Below are 21,186 nucleotides of genomic sequence, written 5' to 3' on the forward strand. Positions count from 1 at the left end.
ACATGCTCGCAGCAACCATGCCGGCGGCACGGCACTCGAGTAGGTCTAACGATCGGCCGACCGGCGCACATAGTCGACCAGCGCGCGCAGTTTCACTGGCTGCCTCTGGCGCCTGGGATAGTAGAGATAGAAACCAGGAAAGGGCGGGCAGAAATCCTCCAGCAGCGGGATGAGCTCGCCGCGATCGACATAGGGCGCGAAGGTTTCCACCATGCCGAAGGTGATCCCGGCCCCGGCGCAGGCCATGCGGATCATCATTCCCATGTCATTGGTCGTGACCACGGGATCGACGGCGACGTCGAAGTCGCGGTCGTTCTCCGTGAACTCCCAGCGATAGGGCGCGGTATCCGGGCGCGGCCGCCATCCGATGCAGGCGTGGTTCTGCAGGTCGCGGGGATGGCGAGGCGAACCGTGACGCTCGAGATAGCTTGGCGATGCGGCGGCGCATTGTCTCTGTTGAGACGAGACCGGTACCGCGATCATGTCCTGCTCGATCACCTCGCCCAGTCTCACACCAGCATCGAAGCCGGCTTCGACGATGTCGAATTCGTCATCGGTGATGGTGATATCGAGCTTGATGCCGGGGCAGGTCTGCATGAAGCCGGCGAGCAAAGTCCCGGATAGGAAGCGCTCGGCGATGGAGGAAACAGTGACCCGCAGCAGGCCGCTCGGGCGCGCTTGCATGTCGCGCACCGTCTGCATCGCATCGCTGACCTGGCGCATCGAGGGACGAACCGCCTCAAGGAAGACTTCGCCGGCCTCGGTCAGGCTGACGCTGCGCGTCGTGCGCTGAACCAGGGGCGCACCAAGCCGGTCCTCAAGGCGTTGCAAGGCCTGGCTGACGGCGGAGCGGGTCACGCCGAGGCGCTCGCCGGCGAGCCGGAAATTCCGCGCCTCCGCTATGGCGAGAAAGACTGAAATGCCTTCGAGATCATCGGCCATTGGTTAGCTATGCTAACCAAGCCATTCGGCATTGGCAACTTAATCGCGCGGCTCGCCAAGATTATGTTCTGTCGAGGGCAAGGCATGAGCTAGCCGCGAGTGCTGCCCGCGTCGAAAGGAAGAGCGATGCCAAAGTTTTACAGCAGCCCAGTTCTGCATCTCTTCACCGCAATCATTCTAACCGGCACGGCGCTCCCCACGTGGCCCGCCGACGCCTCGAACGAGCGAAAATCCAAGTTCCAACAGCCAAGCGAGAACACCATGCAGCAGCATCCCTATGTCGGAATGTGGGTCACCGACGACGGCCGCGTCCGACACGAACTCCGGCCCGACAATCGTTACGACGAGGCCCGCGGACGCCGGGAGAGCGCCTATCGCGGACGCTACGAAGTCACCGGAACACATATCGAGTATTGGGACGATACCGGCTTCACCGCCGATGGCGATTTCGTCGACGACAACACGCTCCATCATGGCGGCATGGTGCTTCGCCGCAAATGACCCCCGCACACCGAAAAGGCCGCATAGGACGGCCGGAAAGGATGACGACATGTCTTCCACCACACCCATCTGGTTCATTACCGGCGCATCATCCGGCCTCGGCCGGGCACTCGCCGAAGCGGTTCTGGCGCGCGGCTGGCGCGCTGCCATTACGGCGCGCAAACCCGATACACTCGGCGACCTCACGGCAGCACATGGCGAGCGGGCGTTGGCCCTCGCCCTCGACGTAACCGACGGCCGCTCTATCGCTGCTGCGGTCCGTGAAGCCGAGGCGCAGTTCGGCGCCATCGATGTCCTCGTCAACAATGCCGGCTATGGCTATCTCTCGGCAATCGAAGAGGGCGAGGATGCCGAGATCCGCGCCCAATTCGAGACCAATGTCTTCGGCTTGATCGCCGTGACCAAACAAGTTCTGCCTGGCATGCGCTCACGCCGGCGGGGGCATATCTTCAACGTCTCCTCGCTCGGCGGGCTCGTCGCCTTCGCTGCAACCGGCTACTACCATGCCACCAAGTTTGCGGTCGAAGCCCTGTCGGAGTCGCTGGCCCATGAGGTCGGTCCGCTTGGCATCCGTGTGACCATCCTGGAGCCCGGCGGCTTCCGCACCGATTGGGCCGGCCGCTCGATGGTCGAATCCAGCACGATCCTCGAAGACTATGCCGAAACCGCGGGCAAGCGGCGCCAGGCCACCCGCTCGGTTTCCGGCAAGCAGCCGGGCGATCCCGCACGCGCGGCAAGCGCAATCATATCGGCCTTCGAGGCGGGCGAGCCGCCGCTGCGGCTGCTGCTCGGGGCAGCTTCCCTGAAGATCGCCCGCGAACGGCTGGACACGCTGCGCGCCAATTTCGATGCCTGGGCTGACACGACGCTCAGCGCCGATTTCCCCAGCTGATCGCCACAACTACCCTCAACCTGCACATGGAGTGTGAAATGTCTGACATCGAAGGAAAGGTCATCGCCATCACCGGAGCCAGCAGCGGCATTGGAGAGGCCACGGCAAAGGTGCTGGCCGCGGCGGGCGCCCGGATCGTGATCGGCGCGCGCCGCAGCGACCGACTGGAGGCGCTCGCCGGCGAAATCGAAGCTGGAGGTGGAACGGTGCGTCTGCGCAAGCTCGACGTCACCGACCGTGCCCAGGTGGAAGCCTTTGCCGGCTTCGCCAAGTCCGAATTCGGCCGCCTCGACGTCATCGTCAACAATGCCGGCATCATGCCGCTCTCGCCGCTCGACGCACTCAAGGTCGACGAGTGGGACCGAATGGTCGACGTCAATATTAAGGGCGTTCTCTACGGCATAGCGGCCGCTCTTCCGATCATGAAGGCACAGGGATCGGGGCAGATCATCAACCTGTCCTCGATCGGCGGCCACAGCGTCTCGCCGACTGCCGCCGTCTATTGCGCGACGAAATACGCGGTGCGGGCAATCTCGGATGGATTGCGTCAGGAGACAGATCGTATCCGCGTCACCGTCGTCTCTCCCGGAACCACGACATCGGAACTCGCCGACACGATCACCGATCCCACTGCGCGGGATGCGATGAAGGCTTTCAGGGCGGTAACCATCAGCCCCGAAGCCGTCGGCAATGCGATCCTCTACGCCATCAGCCAGCCCGATGACGTCGATGTTAGCGAGATCGTCATCCGGCCGACTGCCAGCCCGCATTGAACTGCCGGCATTTCGCCTAAAAACCCAGCGATTGCTGGGCGGGCGGCGGCGGGGCGAGGCTGACGCCTTCAAGCTCCAGCATGCGGGCCTTCGATGTTGAGCCGCCGGGCGCGGAGAAGCCGCCGATCTTGCCGCCGGCGGCCAGCACCCGATGGCAGGGAATGATCAGGGCGACTGGGTTTTTCGCCATCGCCTGACCAACATCGCCGGCCGCTTCCGGCCCGACGCCAAGCTCCTTCGCCAGCGCGCCATAGGTGGTCGTGCGGCCCCAGCCGACACGCCGTGCCGCCGCATAAATATCCCGGAAGAAGTCGTTCTGGCCGGCAAGATCGAGTTGGACGCAGGAGAAATCGGTTTCCTCCCCTTGGAAATAGCGTTTCACCGCTGCGACGGTCTCGAGCACCTGAGGCGTCGGCGCGCCGGGCGCACCATCGGGCAGTCGGCGCAGAAGCAGCCGCTCGGTAGCCTCCGCGGTTTTCGTCGGCAGCTGGAAACGGACGATGCCGGCGTCGCCCCAGGCGATGCCGCAGAAGCCGCCCGCGGTTTCGAAGATGAGATAGTGGTGCCTTGTCTCAGCCATGACATAGCCTCCGCGTTTTCGATGTCCCAAAGGATCGTATGGAGCTGCCGCTGTTTCAACCCGTTTCTTGCCTAGATCGTTCTTTTTTTGTTCCTATAGGCTTGGAAGCCGATTAAGCAGGCACTTTTGATGTTTCGTGCATCATCTCGACGGCGAGGCAAGATCAATCATAGCGGCAACCTGCTTTTCTTCGGGCCTCGGTGAGGCAAGGGTGGCGGTGAGGCTTGCGCTCGCCGGTTTTCAGCGCATAAAGCTGGTCGGGCTGGTGAATGCGGAGCAAGGACAGCATGGACGTTTCGGAGATCATCATCCCAGGCGATACGCCGGGAACGGCGTGGCGGCTGCCGGTGCTGCGTTTTGCTGGCCGTGATCCGAAGGCGCCGAAGGCCTACATTCAGGCGGCGCTTCACGCCGGTGAGTTGCCGGGAACGGCGCTCCTGCATTTCCTCTCGGAGCGGCTGCGTCGGGCGGAAAGCGAAGGCGCGGTCGCAGGCGACATCACCATCGTACCGCAGGCCAACCCCATTGGCGCGGCGCAATCGCATTTCGGCGAATTGCAGGGTCGCTTCGATCTCGGTTCCCGCACCAATTTCAACCGGGATTTTCCGCTGATAAGCGTCACCGATCGGGCAATACTGACGGAAGATTTCACTGATTATCCGGCTACCGACCAGCTGAAGCGGCGGCTTCTGCACATGGCGCTCGGGGCCGACCTCGTCCTCGATCTGCACTGCGACGACGAATCACTGCAATATGCCTATATCGATGAGGCCTTCTGGCCGGAGGCGGCCGACCTTGCCGCCGCGCTCGACATGGAGGCCGTGCTGCTTTCGGATGGCGAAAGCTCGGCCTTCGAGGAGGCCGTCGGTTTTGCATGGAAATATGCGGTTCCCGGCGAACGACAATCCCGACTGCCGGGCAAGCTTTCGGTCACCGTCGAGCTGCGCGGCAAGCGCGACGTCGATCCGCTGCTGGCGAAGCGGGATGCGGACGGGCTCTGGCGTTTTCTCGCCGCACGGGGGATCGTGAGCGACAACAGAATGGCGCCGGCCATGTTTGTCGGTCCCGCCGTGCCGCTCGACAATGTGGAGATCATCCGCGCTCCCGAAGGCGGCGCCGTGCTCTTCCATCGCACGATCGGTGACAGGATTGCAGAGGGCGAACTTCTGGCGACGATCGTCACCCGGCCGGGTCAGCCTGACGGCAGCATCGACCTGCATGCGCCGCAGGATGGGCTGGTCCTGACCCGAACCTCGGATCGGCTGGTGCGCCGGCGCGGCGACCTGATGAAGATCGTCTGCGCCAGGCCGAGCAAGGCCACACGCAAGGCCGGCACGCTGGAGAGTTGAGCAGGCGCTGCCCGGGACAAATGCCCGGGCGGCATTTGCGCCGGCTGTCGCGCATGCTATCCCGTTGCCATCACAGGGAGATCGATCGGGCATGGCCGTCACCATCTATGGCATCAAGAATTGCGACACGATGAAGAAAGCCCGTAGTTGGCTGGAAGAACATGGCGTCGATTATGAGTTTCACGATTACAAGGCACTCGGCATCGACCGCGCCCATCTCGAAGTCTGGATCGATGAAGCCGGCCTCGATACGGTGCTCAACCGCGCCGGCACCACCTTTCGAAAACTGCCCGATGCCGAGCGCGAGAACCTGAGCCGGGAGAAGGCGATCGCGCTGATGCTCGACCAGCCGTCGATGATCAAGCGGCCGGTGCTGGAGACGGAAGGCAAGCTCTTGATCGGCTTCAGGCCGGAGAATTATTCGGATCTGTTCGGGCGCTGAGCAATGTCCAAGACCACGCGCGCGACACAGGTTCTCTCCCAGGCGGGTGTCGCCTTTACCATCCACAGCTATGATTATGATCCGGGCGCGGAGCGTGTTGGGCTGCAGGCGGCAGAAGCCTTAGGCGAGGCGCCGCAGCGCGTGCTGAAAACGCTGATGGCGGAGGTGGACGGCAAGCCCGTCTGCGTTGTCGTGCCGTCGGATCGCGAAGTCAGCATGAAGAAACTCGCCAGCGCCTTTCGCGGTAAATCCGCCAATATGATGAAGCCTGCCGATGCCGAACGGCTGACGGGCTACCATGTCGGCGGCATCAGCCCCTTCGGCCAGAGGAAGACCGTGCCGATGGCAATCGAGGAGATCGCTCTCGCAGAGCCGCTCGTCTATATCAATGGCGGACAGCGGGGGCTGCAGGTGCGGCTTGATCCGAAGGATGCACTGAAGGTGGTAAAAGCCGTCGGCGCGCCATTGGTCGCCTGATCAGAGGAAACGAGCGAGCAGACCGGAAATCGCCTTCGCCTCGTCTTCGGCAAGCTTGCTGCCGACATGGCTCTCGATCGCTGCGGCATAGACAGTCCACATCCGGGTGCGAAGCGTTCGGCCGGCATCGGTGATCAGAACCCAGCGCCCGCGGCCATCCTCGGCGAAGACCTCACGCCGGACCAAGCCCTCTCTTTCCAGCCGGTCGATCAGCCGGGAAAGATTATACTGGGCCAGCAATGTCCGCTCCTCTATCTCGTAGGGCCGCAGCTTGCCGTCGTTCGCGCGCGCCAGTTCCCACAGCACGTCATACCAGGCAAGCGGCGGCATGCCGGCCGCTTTCAGATCGGCTTCGATCGCGGCGAGCAGCCGTTCGCGAGCGCGCATAATGCTGGTCCAGGCAGAGGTGGCGGTTTCGCTCGGCTTCGGCATCTTTTCCATGATAGATGCAGATACATTTATCTTGCGCAAAGCCGCAAGCACTACTATATGCAAATGCATCTATCAAAACTGCGAGGAGACGTTCATGAGCAGGCTTACCCTCATCAGCCACCATCTCTGCCCCTATGTGCAACGCGCCGCCATCGCGCTTCACGAAAAGGGTGTTCCCTTCGAGCGCGTCAACATCGACCTTGCCAACAAGCCGGACTGGTTCCTGCAGATCTCGCCGCTCGGAAAGGTGCCGCTGCTGAGGATCGAGGAAGAGGATGGCAGCGAGGCCGTCCTCTTCGAAAGCAGCGTCATCTGCGAATATCTGGAGGAGACGCAGGCGGGACCTGCCCTGCATCCTGCCGATCCGCTTGCCCGCGCCCGCCATCGCGGCTGGATGGAGTTCGGCTCGTCCGTGCTTTCCGATCTCTGGGGCTATGAAACGGCCACGGAGGTGGAACAGCTGGAGGCCAAGCGCAAGGCGCTGATCGCCAAGTTTACGACGCTCGAAGGAGCGCTCGGGGATGGACCTTATTTTTCCGGCAGCAGCTTCAGCCTCGTCGATGCCGTCTTCGCGCCGATCTTTCGGTATTTCGATGTTTTCGACAGGCTGGGGGATAGCGGCATCTTCGAGGGGCTCGAGCGGGTGACGCGCTGGCGGAGCGCGCTCGGCGAACGGCGGAGCGTGAAAGACGCCGTCGGCGAGGATTATCCGCAGCGGCTGTTGGAATTCCTGGAAAAGCACAAGTCGATCCTGCTCAGGCTGCCCGTCGCGGCCTGAGGCGTGATGCTGAAGCGGGTCGGGCATGGCGCCGGCCGGTTTCAAATCGGCGGCGGCGCGCTTCATTTTCGCCGCAAACGGGTCTAAGTCTTTCAGCCTCTTGGAGCGGTTCAGCTTTTCACGGAAGAGCAGAACCGCTCTAATCTCTTGAACTTACGCAATTCCAGACGGAAAACCGCTTCGCACTTTTCCTGGAATTGCTTTAGCGTCGATGACAGAAGGCAGGTTGCACCATGACTTTCATGCCCCAGAGCCAGAACACCGTTGATCCCGTCAAGCTGGAGAAACTCGCGGAAGTCGCGGTCAAGGTCGGGCTGCAACTGCAGAAGGGCCAGGATCTGGTGATCACCGCGCCTGTTGTGGCGCTCCCGCTCGTTCGCCTCATCACCAAACACGCGTATCAGGCCGGCGCCGGTCTGGTGAGCGCCTTCTACTCCGACGAGGAAACGACGCTGGCGCGTTATCAGTACGGCAGCGACGAGAGCTTCGACCGCGCCTCCGACTGGCTCTACGAGGGCATGGCCAAGGCCTATGCCAACGGGGCGGCCCGTCTGGCGGTCGCCGGCGACAATCCAATGCTGCTTTCCGAGCAGGATGCCGGCAAGGTCGGCCGCGCCAATCGCGCCACATCAACCTCCTATAAGCCGGCCTTGGAAAAGATCTCGAATTTCGACATCAACTGGAACATCGTCTCCTATCCCAACCCCTCCTGGGCCAAGGTGGTCTTCCCCGACGACCCGGAACCGATCGCAATCGCCAAGCTCGCCAAGGCGATCTTTGCCGCCTCGCGCGTCGATGTCAGCGACCCCGTCGCCGCCTGGGCGGAGCACAATGCCAATCTCGCCAAGCGCTCAGCCTGGCTGAACGGCGAGCGTTTTGCCTCGCTGCATTTCAAGGGGCCGGGCACCGATCTGACGGTCGGTCTTGCCGACGGACATGAGTGGCATGGCGGCGCCTCCACCGCCAAGAACGGCATTACCTGCAATCCGAATATTCCGACTGAAGAGGTGTTCACGACGCCGCATGCTTTGCGGGTCGAAGGCCATGTCTCGAGCACCAAACCGCTGTCGCACCAGGGCACGCTGATCGACAATATCCAGGTGCGCTTCGAGGGTGGGCGGATCGTCGAAGCCAAGGCGTCACGCGGCGAAGAAGTGTTGAATAAGGTGCTTGATACCGACGAGGGCGCGCGCCGGCTCGGCGAAGTGGCGCTCGTGCCGCATTCCTCGCCGATCTCGGCGAGCGGCATTCTGTTCTACAACACGCTGTTCGACGAAAACGCCTCCTGCCACATCGCGCTTGGCCAGTGCTATTCCAAGTGCTTCCTCGATGGCGCTTCACTGAGCCAGGAGCAGATCAAGGCGCAGGGCGGCAATTCCAGCCTGATCCACATCGACTGGATGATCGGCTCCGACAAGGTCGATATCGACGGCATCACACCGGACGGTGGGCGGGTTCCGGTGATGCGGCAGGGCGAGTGGGCCTGAGCGGCATCACCGTGCGCTGGCTGAGCCAGACGCTGGCAAGGACCATGGCGAAGCCGGCAAGCTGCGCCGGCGTCAGGCTCTCGCCGAGCGCCAGCCAGCCGAGAAGAGTGGCAACGACGGGGCTCAGGAAGCCGAGCGACGCCGCAGCCGAGGGCTCGATGCGAGACAGACCGCGAAACCACAGCAGATAGGTAAAGGCCGCTCCGATCAGGCCAAGCCAGGCGATTCCGAGAATATTGGCGGCCGTCGGCACCGGTAGCGCCGGCTCAAGCAGCAAGGCGACGGGCACGAGCAGGATACCGCCCGCGGTCAATTGCCATGACGTAAAGGTAAGGCTGGAAACAGGCGGCTGCCAGTGACGGGTCAGCACGGTGCCGAAGGCCATGGAGACGGCGCCGGCAAGGCCAGCCGCAACGCCCAGAGGATCGAGCGCCGCATTCGGCGTCAGCACCAGCAGCGCGACGCCTGCCATACCGATCAGGCCGGCGACGACGGCAAGGAAGCGGATCGGCTTGCCGAGGAAGAGGCGCGACAGGGCGATGACAATCAGCGGCTGAACGGCGCCGACCGTGGCCGCGACGCCGCCCGGCAGGCGATAGGCCGAAACAAAGAGCATTGCCCAGAAGAACGAGAAGTTCAGCGCCCCGAGAATGAAGGCGCGGCCCCACCAGACCCCCGTCGGCAGCTTCCGGACAATGAGCAGGAGAAGCAGGCCGGCCGGCAAAGCACGCAGCATGGCGATAGACAGCGGATAACCCTGCGGCAGGAAGGACGTCGTGACGAAATAGGTGCTGCCCCAGATGGCGGGGGCGATAGCGGTCGTCAACACGCCGACGATATGGCGGGAATTTGTCTTCATATCAAGAATCTCTATATCAAGATAAATTCAGCATAGTCCATTTTATCTTGACGTCAAGATATCCACTGCTATCGATGTGACATGAATGAAGAGAAGCAAGATCACGTCGACCGAATCCTGGCGCAATGGAGGCGCGAGCGGCCCGACCTCGACGTCGAACCGATGGGCATCCTCGGGCGCCTGAAGCGCCTCGGCACCCATCTCGGCCGCGAGGTCGAAGCCGTGCTCATGAAGCACGGGCTTTCAACGCCGGCCTTTGACGTCCTAGCCACACTTCGCCGTTCAGGCGCGCCGCACCGGCTTTCGCCGGGCGAGCTTCTGGAGATGACGATGGTGAGCTCCGGCACGATGACGAACCGGATTGACCAGTTGGAGAAAGCTGGATTCGTCGAGCGCATCGTCAATCCGCAGGACAGGCGCAGCGTGCTGATTGCGCTGACCGACAAGGGACTTGCGACCGTCGAAGAGGCGGTCGGCGCCCATGTCGCCAATCAGCAGCGGCTGACGCGCAATCTGACACCCGAGGAAAGGGCCACGTTCGACCGGCTGCTCAAGAAGTTCCTGTCGGACTTTGAATAGTCAGACTGCGGCGAGCAACTTACGGACGCGCTCCAAATGCGCCTTGCGCCTGGCATCAGTCGCACGGTCCATGTCGTGCAGGCTCAGCATGCGGAAGACGAGCTTCTTCGCGCAGAATGCGGCAATGCCGCGCTTCAGCAGGCGGCGGACGGGATCGCCCATATAAAGATGCACCAGCCACCAGGGCGATCCCGTCGTGGTCAACGCATAGAGCAGCCGGATATTGGTAAGCTCGGGCACGATGCGCCCGCCGGCGGCATCGTGCGTGAAGGCCACGCCGGGCGCGAAGATGCGATCGAAGAACCCTTTCAGCACGGCTGGAAAATTGAACCACCATTGCGGAAAGACGAGGACGAGACCATCAGCCGCCTTCAGGCGGCCAACGATGCCGGCAACGGCCGAAGTGTCGTAGGGCATATCGAAGTAACCGCGGCGCTCGGCTTCGGAAAGGCGCGGATCAAAATCCTCAGCGTAGAGATCGATGAGATCGACAACATGCCCGGACGCTTGCAGTGCCTCGCGGGCCGTGCGCGCCACCGAGGCAGCGAAACTTTCCGGCAGCGGATGGGCAAGCACCAGCAGGATCCGCATCGTCAGAACAAGCTTCCCTGCTTCGGCGCATCCGCTGGTCTTGCACCCCGCTTCTTCGCCCCGGTGGGCGGTACGCCGCCTTCTGTGGTCATGGCGCCGACCCGGCCGTCGGCAAATTCGATGGCGATGCCCATGCCGGCAGAAAGTGCCGCCGCCTGCGAGACCGGCCTGTTGTCCTCATCGCGAATGACGGCGTAGCCGCGCTTCAGCACATTCTTGTAGGAGAGCGACTGCAGCACGCGGTCCTGCGCGGAAAGTTCGGCGCGGGCGCGCGTCAGCTGATGGCGGATCGCCGTATCGGCATGGCGCGAAAGGTTGCCGAGCCGCTCACGACTGCGGTCTGTCTGGGTCTTCAGCCGCCCCGGCAGCGAAGTGAGAATGGCCTCGGCGCGGTCAATGCGGGATTTCGAGCGATCTAGCAGACGCTCGATTGTGCGCTCGGCCCGCGCCATGCGCTCGCTCAGAAGCTGGCGTCGCTCGGCGATGCGATTGGAGAGCACATCGGGGCGCAGATGCGAGGCCATACGCTCGAAGCCGCGACGCTTGTTGATGGTGTTGAGTTCCAGCCCGCGACCAAGACCGACGGCCGCTTCATCGAAACGGCGGCGCGGCAAGGCGAGAAGCTGATCGAGCGAGGGCAATGCCCGCATCAGACTACGGACGGACTGGCGGCGCTGATCCATCTGCCGGTTCATGCAGCCCTGCAGCCGGGCGGCAAGCGCCGCAGCCTGCGCATCGAGCTCCGCCTTGACGGGCACGGCCATTTCCGCCGCCCCGGTCGGCGTCGGAGCGCGAACATCGGCGGCATAGTCGATCAGCGTCCAGTCGGTCTCGTGGCCGACGGCCGAGATCAGCGGTATGCGGCTTTCTGCAGCGGCGCGCACGACGATCTCGTCGTTGAAACTCCAGAGATCTTCCAGGCTGCCGCCGCCGCGCGCGACGATCAGCACATCCGGGCGGGGGATGGCGCCCGCGGGCCCCAGCGCGTTGAAGCCGCGGATGGCGTTCGCCACCTCCTCGCCGGATCCCTCCCCCTGGACCTTCACCGGCCAGACGAGGACATGCACGGGAAACCGATCGGAGATGCGGTGAAGGATATCGCGGATGACGGCGCCGGTCGGCGAAGTGACAACGCCGATCACATGCGGCATGAAGGGAAGCCGCTTCTTGCGGGCCGCATCGAACAAGCCCTCGGCACCGAGCCTGCGCTTGCGCTCCTCGATCAGCGCCATCAGCGCGCCGGCGCCTGCCGGCTCCAGCGTCTCGATGACGATCTGATATTTCGAGGAGCCCGGAAAAGTGGTGACCTTGCCGGTGGCGATCACCTCCATGCCTTCCTCGGGGCGGAACTTCAGCCGCGAGAACGTGCCCTTCCAGATCACGGCGTCGATGCGGGCGCGATCGTCCTTCAGTGCGAAATAAGCGTGGCCGGAGGAGTGCGGACCGCGATAACCGGATATTTCCCCGCGCACGCGAACCTGATCGAAGGCGGTTTCGACGGTGCGCTTGATCGAGCCGGAAAGCTCCGAAACCGAATATTCGGCAAGGTTGGTCGGCGAATCGCTGTCGAAGAGGTTGCTCATCCCTCCTTTCTATTTCCATTGGCGGGAAACAGGAAGGTCCGCGACCGCCGGAGAGACCCGTTTTCCCGACGGCTGAACGGTTAGCGTGGCAGAGTCGACGCCGTTCTATCAAGGCTCATACTATGGGCATTGCGTGCATGCGGTCGTTGCAGGAGAAAAAATGACAAGAAAAACGGGAAAATCCGTTTCGCCGGGGAACGCATAGATAAAAAGCGCGTTTTACCCGAAAGGGATTGCTAACCACCGCAATACAAAGGATTTTCAGCCGAGAGAGCCGGTAAATCTTTGTTAGTTGGCGCTTCCTATTCTTCCCCTCGTTCTCTCTGGGAAGGTGCTGACATGATTATTCTCACAGCAGCAGCATTGGGCATCAGCGCCGGGTTAATGCGCTCGGCCGCCGGGATCGCGTTGGTGGCCGCGTTGATCGGAATGAGCTTCACCCTGGCGGCGATAACCTCGCCGGGGCCAGTGTCACTTCTGGCGCTTGTTTATGCCATTCTCGGCTATAATGGCGGTCTTATCCTCTTTGTGCTCGGGCTTTATGCCAGCGACCGTCTGCGGGCCGTCCGCACGTCTCACTGACGTCAGCGCAACATAAAGGCTGCCGGCGTCAATTCGCCGTCGGCCGGTAGCGGAAGAACTGGACGCCCGTATCCGGCACTTTTGCAAGTGGTTCCAGATAGGGCGGAATATTCCCCTTGCCGAGTTCGGCATAGAGCCCATCCGGCTTCAGTTTGGCAAGTTCGCGCGTCTGCAGGTCCTTCGGGCAGAAAGCAAGCGCCGTCACACCGGCTCCCTTCAAAAAGGCTTCCGCCTCCTGCGGCTTTGCCAGGCCGATATGCAATTGCGTCAGCATGCCGCCCTGATCTCGGTGATAGGGGGCGGCGAGAACCCGATTTTGCGTGAATCGGAGGATCGGCACACCCATTTCCGATGGCGCGGAGACCAGGCCGGGCGGTAGTTCGCCAAGCGGTGCCAGCGCCTCTTTCGATGTGCAGGAAAACGCTTTTGCCGGCTCCGCCGCCTTGTTCTGCGCATCGTTCTCCATCTGCATTGAAACAAGCCCGCCGCCGACGGCCCAGACCGCCGGAACGCTTGCGAGAACACTCGTCACATAGACAAGGGCGGCAGCAACATTTTCGCTGTCGCTGTTGGAGATGCGCCTGACATCGATAATCAGCAGGGCGAGCGGCAGGATCGAAAGCAGGTTCGAGAAGGAAGAGCCGCGCACCTGGACCAGCGCGATCGCCCAGCTCGTGGCAAGCAGGAAGAGCAGGATAAGGTGGATCTGCACGCGATCGCGCTGAATGAGGCGAAAGATGCAGACGGCAATGCCGAGCAGACCTGCCGCATAGAAGGCTCCGACCAAGGTGGGATCGGTGCGCGCCAGCGCCAGGAGCGACTGGGCTTCCGAAATATGGCGCAGCCAGAGTTCGACCAGCATCGGATCGAGACTGCCCAACGGATCGCTCAGGCATTGCGGTGCGATGACGATCGCCGCACCAAAAACGCCGGCGCCGACAAAGGCGAGCGCGATAAAGCGCAAGGGTCGACGCAAGCGGCTCGCAAAAATGGCCGAAAACAACAGGAGGCCGCTGCCGATCGCCGCCAGGCTGTAGTAGCCGAGCGAGAGATTGTCGCAGGTAACCATCGAATAGAGCCGGGGCGGAACCGTTGCGAAGAAAAGAATGTTGATCGCAATCGTCAGCGACAGCCCGAAGGCCCGGGCCGCAGCGCAAAAATTCTCGCCTTCCCATGCCCAGAGCAGCGCGACCGTGAGGCAGACGGCAGCGACGAAAGGAGTGGTCTCGGCGCCGATGGCGATGGCGACAGCCGCCGCAACGCCGGCGACCGCGTAGCTCCAACCGCGACGCGCGGGATCCATGAGCATCGCCACCATCGTCGCGACCAGCGCCAGCTGCGCATTGTGATGATCGATGGCGCCAGGGGCGAAGCGGTTTCCAATGTAGATCGCCGGAGCAGTGAGACCGAGGGCGATATGCATACCCGCAATGCCGCCGATCCGCCGGCCGGCAACGCCCATGGCGAGCATGGCAGGAAAGATGAGCGATACGGGCCAGACGGCCAGCGCCAGCGCCTCGGCGGTTTCACGCGGCGCAAACAGGTCGAAGAACCAGATCAGCGAAGCGATCGGCAGATCGATCAAACGCGACCAGTGCATCAACGTACCGCCGGCAAGGCCGAGACGATATTGCATCAGATCGAACCAGCCCTGACCGGCAAGAAAATCGCGAACCTCGACGAGACGCATGCCATCGTCATTGTCGGGACCGACATAATCCGTGGCGCCGGAGAGCTTGGTAACAAGGATGACGGCGGCGAGGATGACACTATAGGCGATGACGGCGGGCCAGAGACGCGTCAGCAGCGCCCCGAGCCGGCTCCTGCGGGCGGCGGTCACGGTCGACGCATTGGCAATCGGCTGCACGGCATTCATCGTGGTTAGCAACTCGTTTCCAGATCGCCGAACCTTAGCGGGCGCCGATCAAGAAAGTGTAAAGCGGTTTGCGCAGGCAGCCGATTTTGCCTTGGTCATAGGGTCTTATTAACGCTGCATGATTTAAGCTGTTGGCGGCTTTTCAGTGTAGCGAGTAGAGTCATGGCCCGAACGCGTTCCCATCACCCGGACATTGCCGTCCTGCTTCCCTGCTATAATGAAGCTGCGACGATCGGCTCCGTGGTGCAGGGCTTCCGGGCGACGCTGCCGGATGCCGCAATCCACGTCTACGACAATAATTCCACCGACGGCACCGCGCTGCAGGCGATGCTGGCCGGAGCGCATGTCGTGCGCGAGCGGCGGCAAGGCAAGGGACATGTCGTGCGCCGCATGTTCGCCGACATCGAGGCCGACATCTACATCATCGCCGACGGCGACGGAACCTATCCACCCGGCGATGCCGAGGAGCTGGTGCGGACGCTTCTGACCGAACGCGCCGACATGGTTGTGGGAACCCGGCGCGGCGTGCATGCCGATGCCGGCCGTCAGGGCCATGCGCTTGGCAACCGGCTTTTCAACCTGCTCTACCGGACGATCTTCGGCCCCGACTTCACCGATATTTTTTCGGGCTACCGCGCTTTCTCGCGCCGCTTCGTCAAGAGCTTCCCGGCAGTATCCGGCGGCTTCGAGATCGAAACCGAGATGTCGGTGCATGCCTCCCGGCTGAAACTTCCGGTCAGCGAGCTGGAGCTCGATTATGGCCGCCGCCCGGAAGGTTCGCACTCCAAGCTTTCGACGTTCCGCGACGGCGGAAAAATCCTCTGGATGTTCGCGATGCTGATGAAGGAAACGCGACCCTTCGCCTTCTTCAGCGCGATCAGCGCCGCCTTCATGCTGACGAGCCTCGGCTTCATGACGCCGGTGCTGGCGGAATATTTCGACACGGGCCTCGTCAGCCGCATGCCGACCTGGGTGCTGTCGATGGCGCTGATGATGATCTCCTTCATGCTTTTTACCGCCGGCGTCATCCTGGATTCCGTGGCCCGGGCCCGGGCCGAGCAGCTGCGCATCCATTATATGAGCCTGGAGACCGCCAGCGCGGCCAAGGCGCCGCTCGCCGACGCAAAAACGGCATCGCGTGAACGTCCCGGAAAGGCGGATGCGGCATGAGAAAGCTCGTCCGCTTCGCGATCGGCGGCGGCATCGGCTTCCTTGTCGATGCCGGCATGCTGGCGGCGCTGCTCCATCTGACGCCGCTCGGCCCATTTCTGGCGCGGCTCGTCGCCATCGGGGTGGCAATGGCGACCACCTGGGCCTTCAATCGCAGCTTCACCTTCGATCGTTCCGGGCGGTCGCTTGCTGCCGAGGGTTTCCGCTACGGCTCGGTCGGCGTGACGGCGGCGCTTGTCAATTACGGGCTTTACTCTGCGCTGCTGCTTTCGCTGCCCACGCTCCAGCCGCTGGCCGCCATGGTGATCGCCAGCGTCGCCTCGATGGTCTTCAGCTTCTTCGGCTATTCGCGCTTCGTCTTCCGCCCGGAATGAGCGGAATGATCAGACTGGCTCCCAGCCGTCCTTCTCGCTGGCGCGGTAGATCGCATCGATCACCTTCTGGTTCAGCTTCGAGTTTTCGAGCGTGACGATCTCTTCCTTGCCGTTCTTTACCGCCCGAGCGAAGGCCTCGACCTCGCGCCTGTATTGGCGGCTGTCCTGATAGCGGAAGATGCGCGATTCATTGTGGCTGCGATCGGCCAGTTCGATCTCTTCCGGTCCCCAGCGATTGGCGTTGAAGGGCGACTTGACCTCGATGTAACCTTCGGTGCCATGGAAGACCATGACCTGGCGGTTGGCCATCTGCGTCGAGACGTAGAAGCTCAACTCGAAATCGCCGAAATCGGCCTTGACGCTCGAATAGATGTCCGTGCCGAAATCCGGATCGCGCTCGGTGATCGCTTGGACTGAGAGCGGCTCCTTGCCGGTGGAAAAACGGGTGCTCATGACGGGATAGACGCCGATATCGGGAAGGCCGCCGCCGCCGAGTTCCGGAACGTTGCGCATATTGGCGGGGTCGCGGTTGAAATAGGTGAAAGCGCCCTGCACATGCCGGAGCGAACCGATCGCACCCTCGCCGATCAGTGAACGCACCTTCTGCCAGACTGGGGAATAGGTGACCATATAGGCTTCGGTGACCACCACGCGATTGCGGTCGCGGGCAGCGATGACGGCGTCGATATCATCGGCCTTCAGCGCCAAGGGCTTTTCGCAGAGCACATGCTTGCCGGCATCGGCTGATTTGATCGACCATTCGATATGCTGCGACGTCGGCAGCGGGATATAGACGGCGTCGATGACGTCGGAGGCGAGCATCTCCTCGTAGGAGCCGAAGGCATGCGGCACGGAAAAGCGGTCCGCCATCTCGCTCGCGCGCGCGAAATCGCGGCTTGCGATTGCGGTGACGACGCAGTTTTCCGCGTCCTGAATTGCTGGAACGACGTTGTCGCGGCCGATCTTCGCCGTTGATATGATACCGAAACGCAACATGATCCAATCTCCCAAAGCTGATTTTCCGCGAACCATATGCAGGCCTCTGCTGCGGCGCAATGGCACAAGCTGAAATCACGGAAACTTGGCTTCCCTCCCGCCCGGATCGCGCTAGGTTAGGCGAAACAACAAGCATGATGACTCCGAAAATCGTTCGCACTTTTCGGCATCATGCTCCGGGCCGGCGCCCTGCCGTATCCGCGGTTTCAATCAAATTATTCATTTTGGAGAGCGTCATGAACATGCGCCGGCTTGGGAAAACAGGTCTTTCGGTGTCGCCGATCGTCTTCGGCGGCAATGTCTTCGGCTGGACGGCCGACGAGAAAACATCTTTCGCCATTCTCGACGCCTTCTTCGACGCGGGGCTCAACACCATCGACACGGCGGATGTCTATTCCGCGTGGCTTCCCGGCAACAAGGGCGGCGATTCCGAGGAGATCATCGGGCGGTGGCTGAAGCAGGCGCGAATTTCCCGCGACAAGGCCGTGATCATTACCAAAGTCGGCTCGGACATGGGACAGGGAAAGACACTCAAGGAGGCATACATCCTGAAGGCGGTGGAGGATTCGCTGCGCCGGCTGCAGACGGACTATATCGATCTCTATCTCGCGCACTGGCCGGATGCCGATACGCCGCACGAGGAAACGCTCGGCGCCTTCGCCAAGCTGAAGCAGCAGGGCAAGGTCCGCGCCATCGGCTGCTCGAACTATGATGCGAATCTGCTGCAGGCGTCGTTCGACGCAGCCGAGAAGGCCGGCCTGCCGCGATACGACGTGCTGCAGCCGGAATATAATCTTTACGAGCGCGCGAGCTTCGAGGGGCCACTGGCCGAACTCTGCATCAAGCAAGACATCGGCGTCATCACCTATTTCAGCCTCGCGGCCGGCTTCCTCACCGGCAAATACCGCACTAAGGCCGATACGGAAGGCCGCGCTCGGGAAGGTCGGGTTTCGCAATATCTCGATGCCAAGGGCCTGCGCATCCTCGCCGCGCTTGATCAGGTTTCGGCCGAGACCGGCGCCAAACCCGCGGAAATCTCGCTCGCCTGGCTGTTGCGCAAGAAGGGCGTGACGGCACCGATCGCGAGCGCAACCAGTCTATCGCAGCTTGAAAGCCTGGTGAAATCAGCGACACTTGCACTTTCTGAAGAAGCAATGGCGCTGCTCGACGAAGCCGGTGCCTGAAACAGGAAAGCCCATGACCGTAACGATACGCGATGCCAGCCCCGAGGACGAAGCCCGTTGGCGTGAACTCTGGGCGGCCTATCTGGCTTTTTACGAAGTGACGGTCGATGCCGACATCACCGATCACACGTGGCGCCGGGTCTTCGATCCCGCTTCGGCGATCGCGATGCGCGTCGCCGAAGTCGATGGCCGGGTGATGGGATTTGCGCTCTATCTCACCCATGAAGGCACGTGGATCCGCGGTAGAGACTGCTACCTCGAAGACCTGTTCGTCGACTCCGACGCACGGGGAAAAGGCGTCGGGCGGGCGCTGATGGACGATCTCGTCGCGCTCGGCAAGGCCAAGGGCTGGTCGCGGCTTTACTGGCATACGAGCGAAGGAAACAGGGCCGCTCGAGCGCTCTACGACAGCTATGTCGAAACCGACGGTCATATCCGCTACCGTATCAGTTTCTTCTGAGTGCTGGAAATCCCTCATACCATCCGGAATGGTCGCCTTCCCAGTTCGCCATGCCCTGCTTGGTGAGGATGCCGCGCGGCCTGATATAACTCTGGATCACCCGCTTCGGCCGTTCGTGCCACTGGATGTTGAAGGCCCAGAGCTTGGGGAAAAAACAAAGCGAGGCATAAGGGAGGTGATCGTGGATCCACCAGGCAAGTCGCTGCCAATCTCTTTCGTCGCGGTAATGATCAATCATCCACGGCACGACGATGCAGGCGGTCGCGCCCATGCAGCCATCGAAATCGAGCATGTCCCAGATATGATCCGCTGATGTGGCGGCATTGGTCGAACAGTTGAGATTGTTCTCGTTGCCGAACTTGTTCACCTCAGGCGAACGATAGCCGGAGCGGATGTGCAGGCGCCCGAACGTCGCTTCGAGCGGCTCCAGCAGTTCCTCGCAAAGTCTTCTGCCGGCCTCGATCGCAAGGTCGGGATTCTCAGGAATATTGGGAATGCGGTAGAAATCGGCGATTTCGGAATGGAGGAAATCGCGAAGAAGAAGTTTTGCGACAGCCGTACGCGGCCGAGATCCTCCAGACCTTTCATCGAACCCGGCTTTCGCATGAGCTTTTCTTCCTCCACATCGGCGGCAGGATGATTGCCCGGCGCGGTTTTCCAGTCCACCGGAAAATCGGTCGGGAACAAATTGCGCGATCTTTGCTTCTTAGTGTGTCGCCGCGTTCGCGGCCTTTCCCAAAACAAGGATCGAGAAAATGGCCAAGGAAAAGACGTTGGAAGATCTGTTCTACGACACGCTCAAGGACATCTATTTTGCCGAGCGGCAGATATTGCGCGCCCTGCCGAAGATGGCGCGCGCCGCCCAGTCCTCCGAACTGAAGGCCGGTTTCCAGAAGCATCTCGAGGAAACCGAAGCCCAGGTCGAGCGCCTGCAGCAGGTTTTTGAAAAGATCGGCAAGCGCGCCCAGGGCAAGACCTGCGAGGCGATCCAGGGCATTATCGCCGAGGGCGAAGAGATCATGGAAGAATTCAAGGGCACACCGGCGCTGGATGCCGGGCTGATCTCCGCCGCCCAGGCGGTCGAGCACTACGAAATCGCCCGTTACGGCACGCTGAAGACCTGGGCCGCAACGATCGGCCTGAAGGATGTCGTCGCCCTGCTCGACCAGACGCTGCAGGAGGAAACGGCCACCGACAAGAACCTTACCAAGCTCGCCACGACGGCGGCAAACCAGAAGGCAAAAGCCGCCTGAGGAAACGAGGCAAACGAGCGGCGGCCCTCACCGGCCGCCCGCATCCCTCTCCACATACCTGAAGAAATCGATAAAGGCGCGCAGCGCCGGCCGCATCTGCCGCCGGCTCGGATAATAGACAAACGGCCCGGGATAGGGCGCACACCAATCCTCCAGCACCCGCACCAGCCTGCCGGCCGACAGTTCAGTATGCACCCGCATATCGAAGAGATAGGCAAGACCGGCGCCGTTCAGCGCCGCAAGAAGGGCCAGCCGGTCCTCGCTGACGACAAGCGGCCCGTCGACCGCGACGATCAGTTCCTGCCCGTCCTTTTCGAATTCCCAACGATAGATGGAGCCGTTGGTGAAGCGTCGCTTGATGCAGCGATGATGGACGAGATCACGCGGGTGCTGCGGCTTCGGATAGCGTTCGAAATATTCGGGCGAGGCCGCAATCACTGTCGTCAGATTGGGCGAGATTCTGACGGCGATCATATCGGCCTCCAGGCTCTCCTCCAGCCGGATGCCCGCGTCGAAACCCTCCTTGACGATATCGGTGAAGCCGTCCTCATTGGCGATCTCCAGCGTGATATCGGGATAGAGATTGAGGAAATCGCCAAGGCGCGGGGCGAGCAGAATATCGGAGGCGAAGCGCGGCGCCGTGATGCGCAGGTTTCCGGCCGGTTTGCCGCGCGTATCGTTGACCGCCTCCAATGCGATACCGATTTCCTCGAGCGCCGGACGCAACCTTTCGAGAAGCAGCCGACCTTCCTCCGTCGGCGCGACACTGCGGGTCGTGCGCGCCAGGAGCCTGACGCCGAGACTTTCCTCCAGGCTAGATATGGCGTGGCTGACCGCCGACGGCGCGACGAGCAGTTCCTTGGCCGCGGCTCGGAAGCTGCGATGTTCCGAGACGGCGGCGAGAACGGCGAGTTGAGAGAGTTGCCTTCTGTTCATTGATCTAAATTATAGAACAGGTTGTTAGAAACTGCATGCATTTTTTGATTGATACGGCGCCGATATATTCTGGCCGTACCGCAATGATCT

The 21,186-nt window shown here is 62.0% G+C and carries 24 protein-coding genes and 1 pseudogene; 15 read left to right on the top strand and 10 right to left on the bottom strand.

The genetic code is table 11. From position 1 onward, the window contains the following. Window positions 1-45 precede the first annotated feature (45 nt). Window positions 46-942 (bottom strand): LysR family transcriptional regulator, encoded by an 897-nt coding sequence (locus tag FHT70_RS09915; protein ID WP_183700638.1) that lies wholly within the window; start codon window positions 940-942, stop codon window positions 46-48. Between the two features lie 126 nt (window positions 943-1,068). Between FHT70_RS09915 and FHT70_RS09920 the strand changes: the two genes are divergently transcribed. From FHT70_RS09920 to FHT70_RS09930, 3 genes are read left to right on the top strand one after another with little or no spacing between them, the layout of a single operon-like run. Beyond that, a complete protein-coding gene (locus FHT70_RS09920) occupies window positions 1,069-1,443 on the top strand; it encodes an Atu4866 domain-containing protein (protein WP_183700640.1) in 375 nt (124 codons plus the stop codon). Window positions 1,444-1,492: 49 nt separating this feature from the next. Further along, a complete protein-coding gene (locus tag FHT70_RS09925; protein ID WP_183700642.1) occupies window positions 1,493-2,335 on the top strand; it encodes an oxidoreductase in 843 nt (280 codons plus the stop codon). A gap of 38 nt (window positions 2,336-2,373) precedes the next feature. Beyond that, the gene (locus FHT70_RS09930; protein WP_097599515.1) at window positions 2,374-3,108 is read left to right on the top strand and encodes an SDR family oxidoreductase; all 735 of its coding nucleotides are present in this window, start codon (window positions 2,374-2,376) and stop codon (window positions 3,106-3,108) included. 16 nt (window positions 3,109-3,124) lie between these two features. On the opposite strand, the gene FHT70_RS09935 is transcribed toward FHT70_RS09930, so the two are convergent. Next, window positions 3,125-3,688, bottom strand: coding sequence for a methylated-DNA--[protein]-cysteine S-methyltransferase (locus tag FHT70_RS09935; protein ID WP_183700643.1), 564 nt, complete (start codon window positions 3,686-3,688; stop codon window positions 3,125-3,127). A 287-nt stretch (window positions 3,689-3,975) separates the two neighbouring features. On the opposite strand from FHT70_RS09935, the gene FHT70_RS09940 reads away from it, so the two are divergent. The 3 genes from FHT70_RS09940 to ybaK all read left to right on the top strand — a co-directional run bounded on the left by FHT70_RS09940 (window position 3,976) and on the right by ybaK (window position 5,956). Then, complete coding sequence (locus FHT70_RS09940) at window positions 3,976-5,037, top strand: succinylglutamate desuccinylase/aspartoacylase family protein (protein WP_097599517.1); 1,062 nt, start codon at window positions 3,976-3,978, stop codon at window positions 5,035-5,037. Between the two features lie 91 nt (window positions 5,038-5,128). Then, window positions 5,129-5,479 (top strand): ArsC family reductase, encoded by a 351-nt coding sequence (locus FHT70_RS09945; RefSeq protein WP_183700645.1) that lies wholly within the window; start codon window positions 5,129-5,131, stop codon window positions 5,477-5,479. A gap of 3 nt (window positions 5,480-5,482) precedes the next feature. Further along, the gene (gene ybaK / locus FHT70_RS09950; protein ID WP_097599519.1) at window positions 5,483-5,956 is read left to right on the top strand and encodes a Cys-tRNA(Pro) deacylase; all 474 of its coding nucleotides are present in this window, start codon (window positions 5,483-5,485) and stop codon (window positions 5,954-5,956) included. Here ybaK and FHT70_RS09955 read toward each other — a convergent pair whose 3' ends face one another. After that, window positions 5,957-6,397, bottom strand: a complete 441-nt coding sequence (locus tag FHT70_RS09955; protein WP_176536295.1) for a helix-turn-helix domain-containing protein — start codon at window positions 6,395-6,397, stop codon at window positions 5,957-5,959. It lies immediately after the preceding gene. An 85-nt stretch (window positions 6,398-6,482) separates the two neighbouring features. Here FHT70_RS09955 and FHT70_RS09960 point away from each other — a divergent pair, with 85 nt between their 5' ends. Together FHT70_RS09960 and FHT70_RS09965 are read left to right on the top strand one after the other, a co-directional pair. Beyond that, window positions 6,483-7,166: a glutathione S-transferase family protein gene (locus FHT70_RS09960; protein ID WP_097599520.1), complete on the top strand. Its 684-nt coding sequence runs from the start codon at window positions 6,483-6,485 to the stop codon at window positions 7,164-7,166. 233 nt (window positions 7,167-7,399) lie between these two features. Then, complete coding sequence (locus FHT70_RS09965) at window positions 7,400-8,653, top strand: aminopeptidase (RefSeq protein ID WP_183700647.1); 1,254 nt, start codon at window positions 7,400-7,402, stop codon at window positions 8,651-8,653. Here the strand turns inward: FHT70_RS09965 and FHT70_RS09970 are convergent. Then, window positions 8,601-9,512: an EamA family transporter gene (locus FHT70_RS09970; protein WP_183700649.1), complete on the bottom strand. Its 912-nt coding sequence runs from the start codon at window positions 9,510-9,512 to the stop codon at window positions 8,601-8,603. The two genes, FHT70_RS09965 and FHT70_RS09970, sit on opposite strands and share 53 nt — an antisense overlap. Before the next feature lie 81 nt (window positions 9,513-9,593). Here FHT70_RS09970 and FHT70_RS09975 point away from each other — a divergent pair, with 81 nt between their 5' ends. Next, window positions 9,594-10,091 (top strand): MarR family transcriptional regulator, encoded by a 498-nt coding sequence (locus tag FHT70_RS09975; protein ID WP_097599523.1) that lies wholly within the window; start codon window positions 9,594-9,596, stop codon window positions 10,089-10,091. Here the strand turns inward: FHT70_RS09975 and FHT70_RS09980 are convergent, their stop codons facing one another. Beyond that, window positions 10,092-10,682, bottom strand: coding sequence for an NAD(P)H-dependent oxidoreductase (locus FHT70_RS09980; protein WP_097599524.1), 591 nt, complete (start codon window positions 10,680-10,682; stop codon window positions 10,092-10,094). Between the two features lie 2 nt (window positions 10,683-10,684). Beyond that, the gene (xseA, locus tag FHT70_RS09985) at window positions 10,685-12,265 is read right to left on the bottom strand and encodes an exodeoxyribonuclease VII large subunit (RefSeq protein WP_183700651.1); all 1,581 of its coding nucleotides are present in this window, start codon (window positions 12,263-12,265) and stop codon (window positions 10,685-10,687) included. A gap of 339 nt (window positions 12,266-12,604) precedes the next feature. Between xseA and FHT70_RS09990 the strand changes: the two genes are divergently transcribed. Further along, a complete protein-coding gene (locus FHT70_RS09990) occupies window positions 12,605-12,847 on the top strand; it encodes a hypothetical protein (RefSeq protein WP_020920162.1) in 243 nt (80 codons plus the stop codon). Window positions 12,848-12,875: 28 nt separating this feature from the next. Here the strand turns inward: FHT70_RS09990 and FHT70_RS09995 are convergent, their stop codons facing one another. After that, on the bottom strand, window positions 12,876-14,723 hold the full coding sequence (locus FHT70_RS09995; protein ID WP_183700781.1) for a hypothetical protein: 1,848 nt from the start codon (window positions 14,721-14,723) through the stop codon (window positions 12,876-12,878). Window positions 14,724-14,885: 162 nt separating this feature from the next. On the opposite strand from FHT70_RS09995, the gene FHT70_RS10000 reads away from it, so the two are divergent. Both FHT70_RS10000 and FHT70_RS10005 read left to right on the top strand, forming a co-directional pair. Further along, window positions 14,886-15,893 (top strand): glycosyltransferase, encoded by a 1,008-nt coding sequence (locus FHT70_RS10000; protein ID WP_183700653.1) that lies wholly within the window; start codon window positions 14,886-14,888, stop codon window positions 15,891-15,893. Beyond that, window positions 15,890-16,267 (top strand): GtrA family protein, encoded by a 378-nt coding sequence (locus FHT70_RS10005; RefSeq protein ID WP_097599529.1) that lies wholly within the window; start codon window positions 15,890-15,892, stop codon window positions 16,265-16,267. Before FHT70_RS10000 ends, FHT70_RS10005 begins: the two co-directional genes overlap by 4 nt. Window positions 16,268-16,276: 9 nt before the next feature. Here the strand turns inward: FHT70_RS10005 and FHT70_RS10010 are convergent, their stop codons facing one another. After that, complete coding sequence (locus FHT70_RS10010; RefSeq protein ID WP_183700656.1) at window positions 16,277-17,263, bottom strand: Gfo/Idh/MocA family oxidoreductase; 987 nt, start codon at window positions 17,261-17,263, stop codon at window positions 16,277-16,279. Between the two features lie 236 nt (window positions 17,264-17,499). Between FHT70_RS10010 and FHT70_RS10015 the strand changes: the two genes are divergently transcribed. Next, window positions 17,500-18,447: an aldo/keto reductase gene (locus tag FHT70_RS10015; RefSeq protein WP_183700658.1), complete on the top strand. Its 948-nt coding sequence runs from the start codon at window positions 17,500-17,502 to the stop codon at window positions 18,445-18,447. A 13-nt stretch (window positions 18,448-18,460) separates the two neighbouring features. Continuing rightward, on the top strand, window positions 18,461-18,907 hold the full coding sequence (locus FHT70_RS10020; RefSeq protein ID WP_183700660.1) for a GNAT family N-acetyltransferase: 447 nt from the start codon (window positions 18,461-18,463) through the stop codon (window positions 18,905-18,907). Here FHT70_RS10020 and FHT70_RS10025 read toward each other — a convergent pair. Beyond that, window positions 18,894-19,513: pseudogene (locus FHT70_RS10025) on the bottom strand (hypothetical protein). The gene FHT70_RS10020 and the pseudogene FHT70_RS10025 sit on opposite strands and share 14 nt — an antisense overlap. 149 nt (window positions 19,514-19,662) lie before the next feature. On the opposite strand from FHT70_RS10025, the gene FHT70_RS10030 reads away from it, so the two are divergent. After that, entirely contained in the window at window positions 19,663-20,160 is a 498-nt protein-coding gene (locus FHT70_RS10030) for a ferritin-like domain-containing protein (protein ID WP_183700663.1), read from the top strand. 27 nt (window positions 20,161-20,187) lie between these two features. Here FHT70_RS10030 and FHT70_RS10035 read toward each other — a convergent pair whose 3' ends face one another. Next, window positions 20,188-21,096 (bottom strand): LysR family transcriptional regulator, encoded by a 909-nt coding sequence (locus FHT70_RS10035; RefSeq protein WP_183700665.1) that lies wholly within the window; start codon window positions 21,094-21,096, stop codon window positions 20,188-20,190. Between the last annotated feature and the right edge of the window lie 90 nt (window positions 21,097-21,186).

Source organism: Rhizobium sp. BK049, assembly GCF_014193135.1.
Classification (GTDB): domain Bacteria; phylum Pseudomonadota; class Alphaproteobacteria; order Rhizobiales; family Rhizobiaceae; genus Rhizobium.